Consider the following 13,494-nt stretch of genomic DNA (forward strand, 5'->3'; position numbering starts at 1 on the left):
ATGGAGGAGCCACCGGTGGAGTTCGACGTCACGATCGAGATCCCGAAGGGTTCGCGGAACAAGTACGAGGTGGACCACGAGACCGGTCGGATCCGCCTGGACCGTCGACTCTTCACCTCGACCGCCTACCCGACCGACTACGGCTTCGTCGAGAACACCCTCGGCGAGGACGGTGACCCGCTGGACGCGCTGGTCATCCTGGACGAGCCGACGTTCCCGGGCTGCCTCATCAAGTGCCGCGCCATCGGCATGTTCCGGATGACGGACGAGGCGGGCGGCGACGACAAGCTGCTGTGCGTGCCGGCCACGGACCCCCGGGTCGAGCACCTGCGTGACATCCACCACGTGTCGGAGTTCGACCGCCTGGAGATCCAGCACTTCTTCGAGGTCTACAAGGACCTGGAGCCCGGCAAGTCCGTCGAGGGCGCCAACTGGGTGGGCCGCACGGACGCCGAGATCGAGATCGAGCGCTCCTACAAGCGTTTCAAGGAGCAGGGCGGTCACTGAGCCCCGAGTCGTCCAACGGGCCGCACGCGCACGCGTGCGGCCCGTTGGTGTTTGTGTGCGCATACTGGCGTAGCTGCACGCGTCGTACAGGGAGCGTTACTCAGGTGTCGGAGGCGGAGGACCGCAAGCCGCAGTCGGACGAGGCCAGGGCCGCGTTCGACCCCGAGATCACATCCGAATTCGCCATTCCCGCGGGCTTCGCCGCGCCCAGGGGCGTCGCGGAGCCGGAGACCACCTCGGAGTTCGCGGTCCCCGAGGGCCTGGACGTCCAGCACCCGCACGGCGAGGAGGTGGAGGGGTCGGCGTTCAGCCCGCCGCACACCTACAGCTCCAAGCAGGCTCCCGCGGCCTTCACCCCGGGGACCGGCATCCCCGCCATCAGCCTGACCAAGGACGTGCCCTGGCAGGACCGGATGCGCACCATGCTGCGGATGCCGGTGGCCGAGCGGCCCGCGCCGGAGCATACGCCCAAGACGGAGGAGGACGGCCCCGCCGTCCCGCGCGTGCTCGACCTGACCCTGCGTATCGGCGAGCTGCTGCTGGCCGGCGGTGAGGGCGCCGAGGACGTGGAGGCCGCGATGTTCGCGGTCTGCCGTTCCTACGGCCTCGACCGCTGCGAGCCGAACGTCACCTTCACCCTGCTGTCGATCTCGCACCAGCCGTCCCTCGTCGACGACCCGGTGACGGCATCCAGGACGGTGCGGCGCAGGGCCGTCGACTACACCCGGCTCGCGGCGGTCTTCCAGCTGGTGGACGACCTCAGTGACCCGGAGACGCATCTCTCCCTGGAGGAGTCCTACCGGCGGCTCGCCGAGATCCGGCGCAACCGGCACCCGTACCCGGGCTGGGCGCTGACCCTGGCCGGGGGGCTGCTCGCGGGCGCGGCCTCCGTGCTCGTCGGCGGCGACTGGCTGGTGTTCGTGGCGGCCGCGGTGGGCGCGATGCTCGGCGACCGGCTCGCCTGGCTGTGCGCCGGGCGCGGGCTGCCGGAGTTCTACCAGTTCACGGTGGCCGCGATGCCCCCGGCGGCCATCGGGGTCGCGCTCACCGTCGCGCACGTCGACGTGAAGGCGTCCGCGGTGATCACCGGTGGGCTGTTCGCGCTGCTGCCGGGACGGGCGCTGGTGGCGGGCGTGCAGGACGGGCTGACCGGCTTCTACATCACGGCATCCGCGCGGCTGCTGGAGGTGCTGTACCTCTTCGTCGGCATCGTCGTGGGCGTCCTGGTGGTCCTGTACTTCGGGGTGAACCTGGGCGCCAAGCTCAACCCGGACGCGGCCCTCGGCATCTCCCAGCGGCCCGCGCTGCAGATCGCCGCGTCGATGCTGCTGTCGCTGACCTTCGCGATCCTGCTGCAGCAGGAGAAGTCGACCGTGCTGTGGGTGACGCTGAACGGCGGTGTCGCATGGACGGTGTACGGCGCCCTGCACTACCCCGGCGGCCTCTCCCCCGTGGCCTCCACCGCCGTGGCGGCGGGCCTGGTGGGGCTGTTCGGGCAGCTGCTGTCGCGGTACCGCTTCGCGTCCGCGCTGCCCTACACGACGGCGGCGATCGGCCCCCTGCTGCCGGGCTCCGCGACCTACTTCGGACTGCTCGCGACGGCGCAGAACGAGGTCGACAAGGGGCTGGTCTCCCTGGCCACGGCCGCCTCCCTGGCCATGGCCATCGCCATCGGGGTCAACCTCGGGTCCGAGATCTCCCGGCTGTTCCTGCGGGTGCCGGGCGCGGCCAGCGCGGCGGGACGCCGGGCGGCGAAGCGGACCCGAGGGTTCTAGTAGCCCTGGTCGTACGGGTACTGCTGGTTCTGCCGGCCGCCGTACTGCTGGGGCTGCTGGTGCTGGGGCTGGTGATACTGCGGCTGCTGGTACTGGGGCTCGGGCTGCTGGTACTGCGGCTGCTGCGGCTCCTGGTACTGCGGCCTCTGGTACTGCTGCGGGGCGTACGGCTCCTGGTACTGCTGCGGATACTGCTGCTGGTGGCCCTGGTCGTCCGCCGCGGGGATGCGGCGCAGCTGGGTCGTCGCGTCGTCCATGGGCGGCTGTACATGCTGACGGGCGGGGGCCTGGGCGGGGGTCTGGGCGGCCGGCTCGGGGTTCTTCTTCGCCTTGGAGCGGGCGCGCAGGAACTCGATGGCGATCGGGATCACGGAGATCAGCACGATCAGGACGAGGATCGCCTCGATGTTCTTGTGGACGAAGTCCACGTTGCCCAGCCACGAGCCCAGCAGCGTCACGCCCGCGCCCCACAGCACGCCGCCGATGACGTTGAACGTGATGAAGGAGCGGTACCGCATGCCGCTGACACCGGCGATGATCGGCGTGAACGTGCGCACGATGGGCACGAAGCGGGCCAGGACCAGGGACTTCGGGCCGTACTTCTCGAAGAACTCGTGCGCCTTGACCACGTTCTCCTGCTTGAACAGGCGTGAGTCGGGGCGGGTGAAGAGCGCGGGTCCGACCTTCTTGCCGAAGAAATAGCCCGCCTGGTCGCCGAGGATCGCGGCGACGCAGATCAGCAGGACGGCCGCCCACAGCGGGAAGTCCATGGTTCCCGCTGTGATCAGCAGTCCGCAGGTGAACAGCAGCGAGTCGCCCGGCAGGAAGAAGCCGATGAGCAGGCCCGACTCCGCGAAGACGATCAGGAGCAGGCCCCAGATGCCGAACGAGTCCAGGAGGTGGTTCGGATCCAGCCAGCTCGGGCCGAGGGCAAGCGTCGTCACGGTTCCGGGCTCCCTGAGGGGTGAGAGAAGGTACGGCGTCCTTCTGCGGGCCGCACAAAGCTATCAACGCAATGTGTCCGCCCCAGGTTCCACCGGTGTCTCCAGGATGCACTGTGCCCGGACTGGCACAAAGCTGTGAGCCTTGGACCGCCCGCTCAGCCGGACCACACCCTCAACCGGACCACACCCTCAGGACGTCTGGCGGTCGGCGTTGGCGAGGATCGCGTCGCGCAGGTGCTCGGCGACCCCCGGGCCCATGGCGTCGTAGAACGCCTTGAAGCGCTCGTCGGAGACGTACATCTCCCCGAAGCAACGGTGCATCTCGTACGGGACCTCGAAGTAGTAGCTGCTGATGTGCTGCCGGTGTTCCTCGGCGAGGTCCATGGCCGCCTCGCCGGAGGGCTGCTCGCCGGCCGCCACGAGGGCCGCGTACCGCCGCCCCCAGTCGTCGACCTCGGCCTGGATGCGCTTCCAGTCCTCCTTGGTGTACGTGGCGGCGCGGCGCTGCGACTCGGCGTACGCCTCCGTGTCGCCCCAGCGCGCCTCCGCCTCCTCGGCGTACTGCTCGGGATCCTTGTCGCCGAAGACCTCGAACCGCTCCTCCGGCGTGAGGTTGATGCCCATCTTCCGTGCCTCCATGGCGTTCTGAACGGCCGCCGCCATCTTCTGCAGCTGCTCGATCCGGGCGGTCAGCAGCTCGTGCTGGCGGCGCAGATGCGCGCGCGGGTCCGCGGCCGGGTCGTCGAGCAGGGCGGCGACCTCCTCGAGCGGGAAGCCGAGCTCCCGGTAGAACAGGATCTGCTGCAGCCGGTCGAGGTCGCCGTCGCTGTAGCGCCGGTGGCCCGCGCGGTTGCGCTCGCTCGGGACGAGCAGCCCGATGGCGTCGTAGTGGTGCAGCGTGCGCACCGTGACGCCGGCGAAGCCCGCGACCTGTCCCACGGAATAGCTCACTTCGTCCGCTCCTTTCTCGGTACGCACTCCACGGTGAGCCCTCACGTCACGTGAGGTGCAAGCCGGTTCCCGACGGAAGTCTCCCGGGCGGCCGGGTCCCTCCGCTGCGGACGCTTTCCGGATGTTCGCGCCGATTCGTCCGCTTATGGTGAGCCCGTGGCCCACGACACCGCCCAGCGGGAGCCGGCTGTCCCCGCGGCACCGGCACGCGCGCTGGTGCCGTTGATCCTGCCCGCCCTCCTGGTGGGCGTGGGCGCGAGCCTGCTGTTCGTCGGGGTGAGCGAGGCCGCCGAGCAGCTCCAGCACGTGCTGTGGAAGAACCTGCCGGACGCCCTGGGCATCGGCCGGTACTCCGTCCTGTGGATGCTCGTCATGCTCACCGCTACGGGCGTCGTGGTCGGGCTGGTGGTGTGGAAGGTGCCCGGGCACGCGGGACCGGAGCCCGCCACCCTGGGCCTGAACGCGCCCGTGCTGCCGCCCCCGGTGCTGCCGGGCCTGCTGCTGGCAACCGCGCTGATGCTGGCGGGCGGCCCGAGCCTGGGCCCCGAGAACCCGATCATCGCGGTGAACGTGGGGCTCGCCTTCTGGGCGGGGACCCGGCTGTTCCGCCGGCTGCCGGGCGGGCTGTGGCCGGCGCTGGCGGAGGCCGCGACGATCGGGGCGCTGTTCGGAACCCCGGTGGCGGCGGCGCTGGTCATCTCCGAGGCGCTGGCCGGGCGGCAGCTCAAGGGGCTGCTCTGGGACAACGTGTTCGGGCCGCTGGTGGCCGCGGGGGCGGCCGCCCTGACGACGACCCTGGTGGCGCATCCCACCTTCGACCTGGACCTGCCCTCGTTCGGCCGGCACCCCGGCTGGGGCGATCTGCTGGCCGCGCTGGTGATCGCACCGCTGGCGGCGGCGCTCGGCATGTGCGCGGTCTACGCCTTCCCGTACGCCCACGGCGTCTTCCGGCGCCTCGGGCACCCCATGGTGGCGCTTCCCGTGGGCGGGCTGGTGCTGGGGCTACTGGCCGCCCTGGGCGGGCATCTGACGCTCTTCAAGGGGCTGGACGAGGTCGCCGAGCTGGCCCGGGACCCGGACGGCCGGTCGGCGGGCGAGTACGCGGTGCTGGCGGTGGTGAAGCTGGCCGCGCTGCTCGTCGCCGCGTCCTGCGGCTTCCGGGGCGGCCGGATCTTCCCGGCGGTGTTCGTGGGCGCCGCCTTCGGGCTGGGCGCGCACGCGCTCATACCGTCCGTTCACCCGGCGCTCGGTGTCGCCACGGGTGTCCTGGGCATGCTCCTCGCCGTCACCCGCCAGGGCTGGGTGAGCCTGTTCACGGCCGCCGTGCTGGTGTCCTCACCGGCCGTCCTCGCCCTGCTGTGCTTCGCCTCGCTGCCCGCCTGGCTGCTGGTGACCGGGCGGCCCCAGATGCAGTTGCGCGACGACGGAACCCCGGTCCGCTGACAGCCGTTCTTCGAAGAGACACGAGGAGACAAGGTCATGGCGCTCCACAAAGGCCCGCAGAAGCCCGACGAACGCCCGATGTCGGTCAACCCCTTCTTCGGCGAGGCCGATCCGGTCGCGGGCATGACCGAGGCACCGCCCAGACACCGGCTCCCGGACGCCCCGATGCCGTCCACGACGGCGTATCAGCTGGTGCACGACGAGCTGATGCTGGACGGCAACTCCCGGCTGAACCTGGCCACTTTCGTCACCACCTGGATGGAGCCGCAGGCCGGCGTCCTGATGGCGGAGTGCCGGGACAAGAACATGATCGACAAGGACGAGTACCCGCGCACCGCGGAGCTGGAGCGCCGCTGCGTGGCGATGCTCGCCGACCTGTGGAACGCGCCGGACCCGTCGGCCGCCGTGGGCTGTTCGACGACCGGCTCCAGCGAGGCCTGCATGCTCGCCGGGATGGCCCTCAAGCGGCGCTGGAGCAAGCGGAACCCGAAGCCGGGCGCCCGCCCGAACCTGGTGATGGGGATCAACGTCCAGGTCTGCTGGGACAAGTTCTGCAACTTCTGGGAGGTCGAGCCCCGTCTGGTCCCCATGGAGGGCGACCGCTTCCACCTCGACCCGCAGGCCGCCGCCGAGCTCTGCGACGAGAACACGATCGGCGTCGTCGGCATCCTCGGGTCGACGTTCGACGGCTCCTACGAGCCCGTCGCGGACCTGTGCGCGGCTCTCGACGCCCTCCAGGAGCGCACCGGCCTGGACATCCCCGTCCACGTGGACGGCGCCTCCGGCGGCATGATCGCGCCCTTCCTCGACGAGGACCTGGTGTGGGACTTCCGCCTCCCGCGCGTGGCGTCGATCAACACCTCGGGGCACAAGTACGGCCTGGTCTACCCGGGCGTCGGCTGGGCGCTGTGGCGCGACAAGGAGGCGCTGCCCGAGGAGCTGGTCTTCCGCGTCAACTACCTGGGCGGCGACATGCCGACCTTCGCGCTCAACTTCTCCCGGCCCGGCGCCCAGGTGGTCGCGCAGTACTACACGTTCCTGCGGCTGGGCCGCGAGGGCTACCGGGCGGTGCAGCAGACCACCCGGGACGTGGCGCGCAGCATCGCCGAACGCGTCGAGGCGCTCGACGACTTCCGGCTGCTGACCCGGGGCGACGAGCTGCCCGTCTTCGCCTTCACGACGGCGCCGGGCGTGGAGTCGTACGACGTCTTCGACGTGTCCCGGCGGATGCGGGAGAGCGGCTGGCTGGTGCCCGCGTACACCTTCCCGCCGAACCGCGAGGACCTGTCGGTGCTGCGGGTGGTGTGCCGCAACGGCTTCTCGGCCGACCTCGCCGACCTGTTCGTGGAGGACCTCACCCGGCTGCTGCCGGAGCTGCGCCGGCAGCCGCACCCCTGGACCAGGGACAGGACGGCGGCCACCGGCTTCCACCACTAGCGCCTGCCTTTCGAGGTCAGCGGCTCAGGCGCGCGAACCGCCGTACGGCCAGCGGGAAGAAGACCGCGAGCAGTCCCAGCGGCCAGAGGACGGCCGCCCACACGTGCCCCGGCTCCCCGCCGGGGCCGCCGAGCAGGTCCCGTACGGCGGTCGCGGTCCGGGACATCGGGTTCCACTCCACGACCGTGCCGAGCCAGCCCGGCATGGAGTCGGGCAGGGCGAAGGCGTTGGACAGGAAGCCGACCGGCCAGACCAGGATCTGCACGGTCTGGACCAGCTCCGGCTTCCCGGCCACCAGGGCCAGGTGGATGCCGATCCACAGCATGGCGAAGCGGAAGAGCAGCAGCAGGCCGAGGGCGCCCAGGAACGCGGCCGGGGAGCCGTGCGCCCGCCAGCCGAGCGCCGCTGCGACAGCGACGAGGACCAGCAGGCCGAGCGCCGACTGGAGCATGTCGGCGGCCGAACGGCCCACCAGGACCGCGCCGTTGGCCATGGGAAGCGAGCGGAACCGGTCCACGACGCCCTTGTTGAGGTCCTGCGTGACGTTGAGCATCGTGCTTTCCAGACCGAAGGCCATGGTGAGCGCGAGCATGCCGGGCACGAGATAGTCGACGTAGTCGCCCTCGATCCCCCGGCCGCCGCCGACCAGGTAGCCGAACATCAGCAGCAGCATGACCGGGAAGACCAGGCCGACGAGCACCTGCACGGGCCGCCGTGCCCAGTGGGCGAGTTCGCGGCGGGTCATGGTCCAGCAGTCGGTCAGCACATGGGTGCTCATACGGCGGCCTCCTTCGTGTCGCCGGCCGGTTCGGCCGGTCCGGTCAGACGCAGGAACACCTCGTCGAGGGTGGGCCGGCGCACAGCGACGTCCTCCGCCTCGATGCCGGCGTCCTCCAGGGCACGTACGACACCGAAGAGCGCCGCCATGCGGTCGGCGACCGGGGCGCTGAGCAGCCTGCGGTCCGGGTCGACCGAGATCTCCGCCTTCGCCACCGGCAACAGCGCGACCGCCGCGCCCAGTTGACCCGCGTCCCGCAGGACCACGTCGATGCGGTCGCCGCCGGTGGCCGCCTTGAGCTCGTCCGCGGTGCCGTCGGCGATCACCCGGCCGGCGTCGACCACCGAGATGCGGTCGGCCAGCTGGTCGGCCTCCTCCAGGTACTGCGTGGTGAGCAGGACCGTCGTGCCGCCGCCGAGCAGGGAGCGGACCGACGCCCACACCTCGGCGCGGCCGCGCGGGTCGAGGCCGGTCGTCGGCTCGTCCAGGAAGAGCACTTGCGGGTCCCGGATCAGGGAGGCGGCCAGATCCAGCCGGCGCCGCATGCCGCCGCTGTAGGCGCGGACCGGCTTGCTGCCGGTGTCCGCGAGAGAGAAGCGCTCCAGGAGCTCGTCGGCGCGCACGCGCGCGTGGCGGGCGCCGAGGTGGTGCAGGCGGCCGAACATCTCCAGGTTCTGCCGGCCGCCCAGCTCCTCGTCGAGGGCCGCGTGCTGGCCGAGCAGCCCGATGCGCAGGCGCACCGCGCGGGCCTCGGTCAGCACGTCGTGCCCGGCCACCTCGATCCGGCCCGCGTCGGGCCGCAACAGGGTGGCCAGAATGCGCACCAGGGTCGTCTTGCCCGCGCCGTTGGGACCCAGGACCGCGTGCACCGTGCCTCGGGCGGCCGTGAGGCCGAGCCCGTCCAGGGCGGGTTTTCCGCCGTACGCCTTGCGTGCTCCGTCGACAGTGATCGCCGCGTCGGCCACCTGCGCTCCCCGGCTAGACAAATTTGATTACTGGCGAAGCTAACGCCCGTCGACCAATTGGTCAAACTTGATTAGCGTGCATCTCCGTAGTGCGGACGCCCCGCCGCGTACGGGTTCTCCTGCCCCTCGGCGAGGACCCCGACGAACGGCTCGCCCTCCCCGGAGAAGGTGTAGGCCCCACCGCGGATCCGTTCGATCAGCCCGCGGGTCCACTCGGCGCCGGTGTCGGCCGAGTGGACCCAGAAGTTCATGATCTCGCCGATGTGGCCGAGCTGACCCGGGCCGTCCTCGGGCGTGTAGTACTCCGTCACGGACTTGCGCCAGGCCTCGATGCCGCGCACCCGTTCCTCCAGGAGTGCGACGACCTCCTCGCGGTCGAGGTCGACCATGAAGCCGAGCGCGGCGGTGAGCACGTCCGGCTTCTGGTCGTACGCCGTGAGGTACTGGCGCAGCAGCCGGAAGTACTCCTCGGTGCCCCAGTCGGTGATCTCGTACTCGGTGCGCGGCGGTCCGCCGGCCGTGGACGGCGCGATCTCGTGCGCGTGCAGCAGCCCCTGCTTCGCCATCTGCTTGAGCGCGTGGTAGATCGAGCCGGGCTTGGCGTTGGACCACTCGTGCGCGCCCCAGTACTCCAGGTCGTTGCGCACCTGGTAGCCGTGGGCCCGCCCGTGCTGGCGGACCGCCCCGAGCACCAGGAGACGGATCGCTGACATGGGGCCAGCGTAGGACCCTTGACGTCAGCTCAGGCTCGTGCCCTGCTCCTTGGCCACCAGCTCGAAGGCGGTCGCGCCGTCCAGGGACTCGCGGATGATGTCGGCGTGGCCGGCGTGCCGGGCGGTCTCGCGGATCAGATGGAGGCAGAGCCAGCGCACGGAGACCCGGCCCTCCGGCGGGAACCAGGGCTGGTCGGGCAGCGGGAACGTGTCGTCGAGGCTCGGCACGGAGCGGACGTACGCCTCGGTCTCGGCGGCGACCTTCTCCCAGTACGCGAGCTGGGACTCCACGCTCTCGCCCTCGACCAGTCGGAACGTCTCGTGCCAGTTGGAGGCGTCGCGCCGGATGGCCGGCGGCTCCTGCCTGGCGCGCGCGATCCAGCCCTGCTCGACCTCGGCGACATGCTTGAGCAGCCCGGACAGGGACAGTTCGCTCGCGCTCGGCCTGCTCGCGGCCTGCTCCTCGGTCAGTCCGAGCAGCGCGCGCCGGATACCGCCGCGCTGCTCCTCCAGGAACGCGAGCAGTGCTCCGCGCTCGTCGCCCTGAGCCTCTGCGGGAACGTGAGTGACCATGACCGGCCGCCTTTCATCGGGTCCTGCCGGGGGCTTCCCCCTGACACCGACGACGCTACGGGCCCTTTAGGACAGCTTCCGTCCTAAAGGGCCCGCGCGGTCACAGGAAATGCGGAAGGGCTAGAACGGGAACCCGCTCCGGCCGTGCTGCACCGAGATCCACTTCAGGGTGGTGAAGCACTCGACGGTCGACTCGCCGTTCAGCCGGCCCACCCCCGAGCTCTTCTCGCCCCCGAAGGGGACGAGCGGCTCGTCGTGGACGGTGCCGTCGTTCACATGGAACATGCCGGTGTCGATCCGCTTGGCGAAGGACACGCCCCGCTCGACGTCGCCCGTGTGCACGGCGCCACTGAGGCCGTACGGCGTCTCGTTGACGATGCGTACGGCCTCCTCCTCGCCGTCGAAGGGGATGAGGAAGGCGACCGGGCCGAAGACCTCCTGGCGCAGCAGGGCCGAGTCGGCGGGGACGCCGGTCAGGACGGAGGGCTCGACCAGGTTCTCGGTGGTCGTGCCGTGCACCAGGGCCGTGGCGCCCTCAGCGATCGCCTGCTCGACGGTGGCCGAAAGGGCGTCGGCCTGCTGGGAGTTGATGACCGGGCCGATGACCGTCTGCGGGTCGCGCGGGTCGCCTGCCTTGAGCGTTCTGACCTTGGCGACGAACTTCTCGGTGAACTCGTCGGCGATCGAGCGGTCCACCAGCACCCGGTTGGCGGCCATGCAGACCTGGCCCTGGTGGACGTAGCGGCTGAAGACGGCCGCGTCGACGGCGTAGTCGATGTCGGCGTCGTCGAGGACCACGATCGCGCTGTTGCCGCCCAGTTCGAGGACCGAGCGCTTGAAGTGCGAGGCGCAGACGGTGGCCACATGGCGGCCGACCTTGTCGGAACCGGTGAAGGAGATGACCTTCGGGATCGGGTGCTCGATGAAGGCGTCGCCGATCTCCGCGATGTCGGTGACCACGACGTTGAGCAGACCGCCGGGCAGGCCCGCGTCCTCGAGGATCTTCGCGACCAGGGTGCCGCCCGTGACCGGGGTGTTCTGGTGCGGCTTGAGCACCACGGCGTTGCCGAGCGCGAGGGCCGGGGCGACCGACTTGATCGACAGCAGGAACGGGAAGTTGAAGGGGCTGATGACGCCCACGACCCCCACCGGCACGCGGTAGAGGCGGTTCTCCTTGCCGTCCACCGGCGAGGGGAGGATCTTGCCCTCGGGGCGGAGCGCCCACTGGATCGACTCGCGCAGGAACTCCTTGGCCAGGTGGAGTTCGAAGCCGGCCTTGAGACGGGTGCCGCCGAGCTCGGCGATGATCACCTCGGTGATCTCCTGCTCGCGCTCCTCGATCAGCCGCAGCGCCTTCTCGAAGACGGCCCGGCGCGCGTACGGATTGGTCCGGGCCCACTGCTTCTGCGCGCGGGCCGCCGCCCGGTACGCCTCGTCGACCTCGTCGACGGTGGCTATGGTGATCGAGGCCAGCTTCTCGCCGTCGTACGGGTTGAAGTCGATGATGTCCCAGGAGCCGGTACCCGGGCGCCACTCACCGTCGATGTACTGCTGGGTCAGGTCGGAGAAGTACGACGACATGTGATCCCCAAATCACTAGCAGACACACGATCGACAACAGGGTCTGATCACGTGTCATCGTACTGGCGGTAAAGATGAGTTGGGGACTCCGTGCAATCTTCTGGGGAGAACCTCGGGGAAGTTGGCGGAGAAACCTAGGACAACTGCAGCAGACCGCGCAGCAGATCGCGGCTCTCGTCCGGCCCGGGGCTGTCCTGCTGCAGTTCCTTCAGCGCACGCTCGTACTGGGCGACGTCCTCGTGCTTGTCCAGGTAGAGCGCGCTGGTGAGCTGCTCCAGATAGACGACGTCCGACAGATCGGACTCCGGGAAGCTGAGGATGGTGAACGCACCGCTCTCGCCCGAGTGACCGCCGAACCTGAACGGCATGACCTGCAGCCGTACGTTGGGCCGCTGCGAGATCTCGATCAGATGCTCCAGCTGTCCGCGCATCACCTCGCGGTCGCCGTAGGGGCGGCGCAGGGCGGCCTCGTCCAGGACGACATGGAAGTCGGGGGCGTGCTCGGAGACGAGGTTCTTCTGCCGCTCCAGCCGCAGCGCCACCCGCTTCTCGACGTCGGAGGTGCTCGCGCCCTGCATGCCCCGTCGCACGACCGCGCGCGCGTACTCCTCCGTCTGCAGCAGGCCGTGCACGAACTGCACCTCGTAGGCCCGGATCAGATGGGCCGCGCCCTCCAGGCCGACATAGGTGGGGAACCAGCTCGGCAGGACGTCGGAGTAACTGTGCCACCAGCCCGCGACGTTGGCCTCGCGGGCGAGGGAGACGAGCTGGTTGCGCTCCTGCTCGTCGGTGATGCCGTACAGGGTCAGCAGGTCCTCGACGTCCCGCGTCTTGAAGCTCACGCGGCCCAGTTCCATCCGGCTGATTTTCGACTCCGAGGCACGGATCGAGTACCCCGCGGCTTCGCGGGTGATGCCGCGCGCCTCGCGCAGTCGCCTGAGTTGCGAGCCGAGCAGCATGCGCCGCACCACCGATCCGGGCTCTCCCACGCTCACGTTCGCCAGCCTCCCCAACGCTTCAGGGGCCAGAGTCTGCCACTAAAACACTCCGAGCAGTACTCGTCCGATTACAGAGATGGAAAGAAGTCAAAGATTCCGCACAAGAGTAGGGACGGAGTTGGCAACCAGAGGGAGAGAAGATGGCGGAAAAAATGCCCCACAAGCGGTACGGGAACGGCCAATTCGGTCTCGTGCACGTGCATCTGCACCTTGCATCTGCACCGCGCATCCGAAACCATGGTCCCGCGCCACCGCTGCATCGCAACGACCGCGAATTCCGGGAGTGCCTCGCATGGGGACGAATGGATCGACCATGCTCGAGCCGTTACGGCAGGGCCTTCCGCCGCTTGACCCCGCGGCCGTGTCCAACGCCGCGTCCTGCGCCCTCCCCGCACGCTACGAGGCCGTGCGCGAGGCCAGGGCCTTCACCCGCAGAATGCTCGACCAGTGGGAGATCGGCGACCGCTTCGACGACGTGTGCCTGGTGGTCTCGGAACTCGTCACCAATTCCCTGCGGCACGGCCTGCCGGCCGGCACCCTGTGCACCGCGGACCAGAGCCCGCCCGTACGGCTGCATCTGATGCGCTGGACCGAGCGGCTGGTGTGCGCCGTGCGCGACCCGAGCCAGGCGAGCCCGGTGGCCCGTGAGGGGGCGGACGACTTCGCCGCGGAGTCGGGCCGTGGCCTGTTCCTCGTCGACTCCTTCGCCGACAGCTGGGGCTGGCACCCGATGGCGGGCACGCTCGGCGGCAAGGTCGTCTGGGCGCTGTTCCGGCTGCCGCACACACCGAGGTCCGGCGAGTAGGACGACCGGGCGTTTTCTGACGCC

General features: G+C 70.2%; 13 protein-coding genes. 5 read left to right on the plus strand and 8 right to left on the minus strand.

Annotation, left to right across the window (positions count from 1 at the left end):
• Window positions 1-15: 15 nt before the first annotated feature.
• Both MQN93_RS11780 and MQN93_RS11785 read left to right on the plus strand, forming a co-directional pair.
• On the plus strand, window positions 16-507 hold the full coding sequence (locus MQN93_RS11780) for an inorganic diphosphatase (RefSeq protein ID WP_010044289.1): 492 nt from the start codon (window positions 16-18) through the stop codon (window positions 505-507).
• A gap of 104 nt (window positions 508-611) precedes the next feature.
• The gene (locus MQN93_RS11785) at window positions 612-2,282 is read left to right on the plus strand and encodes a threonine/serine exporter family protein (RefSeq protein WP_242709438.1); all 1,671 of its coding nucleotides are present in this window, start codon (window positions 612-614) and stop codon (window positions 2,280-2,282) included.
• Here MQN93_RS11785 and MQN93_RS11790 read toward each other — a convergent pair.
• Both MQN93_RS11790 and MQN93_RS11795 read right to left on the minus strand, forming a co-directional pair.
• Complete coding sequence (locus tag MQN93_RS11790; protein ID WP_242709439.1) at window positions 2,279-3,226, minus strand: DedA family protein; 948 nt, start codon at window positions 3,224-3,226, stop codon at window positions 2,279-2,281. The genes MQN93_RS11785 and MQN93_RS11790 overlap by 4 nt on opposite strands.
• 189 nt (window positions 3,227-3,415) lie before the next feature.
• Entirely contained in the window at window positions 3,416-4,177 is a 762-nt protein-coding gene (locus MQN93_RS11795) for a MerR family transcriptional regulator (protein WP_242709440.1), read from the minus strand.
• A 156-nt stretch (window positions 4,178-4,333) separates the two neighbouring features.
• Between MQN93_RS11795 and MQN93_RS11800 the strand changes: the two genes are divergently transcribed.
• Together MQN93_RS11800 and gad are read left to right on the plus strand one after the other, a co-directional pair.
• Window positions 4,334-5,620 carry an ion channel protein gene (locus tag MQN93_RS11800; RefSeq protein ID WP_242709441.1) on the plus strand — a complete coding sequence of 429 codons (1,287 nt, stop codon included), beginning with the start codon at window positions 4,334-4,336 and terminating at the stop codon, window positions 5,618-5,620.
• Between the two features lie 36 nt (window positions 5,621-5,656).
• Window positions 5,657-7,057 (plus strand): glutamate decarboxylase, encoded by a 1,401-nt coding sequence (gad, locus tag MQN93_RS11805; protein WP_016437412.1) that lies wholly within the window; start codon window positions 5,657-5,659, stop codon window positions 7,055-7,057.
• A 16-nt stretch (window positions 7,058-7,073) separates the two neighbouring features.
• Here gad and MQN93_RS11810 read toward each other — a convergent pair whose 3' ends face one another.
• From MQN93_RS11810 to MQN93_RS11835, 6 genes are all read right to left on the minus strand, one after another.
• Window positions 7,074-7,835 carry an ABC transporter permease gene (locus tag MQN93_RS11810; protein WP_242709442.1) on the minus strand — a complete coding sequence of 254 codons (762 nt, stop codon included), beginning with the start codon at window positions 7,833-7,835 and terminating at the stop codon, window positions 7,074-7,076.
• Window positions 7,832-8,800, minus strand: a complete 969-nt coding sequence (locus tag MQN93_RS11815) for an ATP-binding cassette domain-containing protein (protein ID WP_242709443.1) — start codon at window positions 8,798-8,800, stop codon at window positions 7,832-7,834. The genes MQN93_RS11810 and MQN93_RS11815 overlap by 4 nt, the downstream gene beginning before the upstream one ends.
• Before the next feature lie 71 nt (window positions 8,801-8,871).
• A complete protein-coding gene (locus MQN93_RS11820; protein ID WP_242709444.1) occupies window positions 8,872-9,513 on the minus strand; it encodes a PadR family transcriptional regulator in 642 nt (213 codons plus the stop codon).
• A 24-nt stretch (window positions 9,514-9,537) separates the two neighbouring features.
• A complete protein-coding gene (locus tag MQN93_RS11825; RefSeq protein ID WP_016437408.1) occupies window positions 9,538-10,086 on the minus strand; it encodes a DinB family protein in 549 nt (182 codons plus the stop codon).
• Window positions 10,087-10,206: 120 nt separating this feature from the next.
• On the minus strand, window positions 10,207-11,667 hold the full coding sequence (locus tag MQN93_RS11830) for an aldehyde dehydrogenase family protein (RefSeq protein ID WP_242709445.1): 1,461 nt from the start codon (window positions 11,665-11,667) through the stop codon (window positions 10,207-10,209).
• Window positions 11,668-11,801: 134 nt separating this feature from the next.
• Entirely contained in the window at window positions 11,802-12,638 is an 837-nt protein-coding gene (locus MQN93_RS11835) for a Sco1979 family transcriptional regulator (RefSeq protein ID WP_037783428.1), read from the minus strand.
• 319 nt (window positions 12,639-12,957) lie between these two features.
• On the opposite strand from MQN93_RS11835, the gene MQN93_RS11840 reads away from it, so the two are divergent.
• Window positions 12,958-13,470 carry an ATP-binding protein gene (locus tag MQN93_RS11840; RefSeq protein ID WP_016437405.1) on the plus strand — a complete coding sequence of 171 codons (513 nt, stop codon included), beginning with the start codon at window positions 12,958-12,960 and terminating at the stop codon, window positions 13,468-13,470.
• Window positions 13,471-13,494: the final 24 nt, after the last annotated feature.

The sequence above is a fragment of the Streptomyces spinosisporus genome, from assembly GCF_022698145.1.
Lineage (GTDB): Bacteria > Actinomycetota > Actinomycetes > Streptomycetales > Streptomycetaceae > Streptomyces > Streptomyces spinosisporus.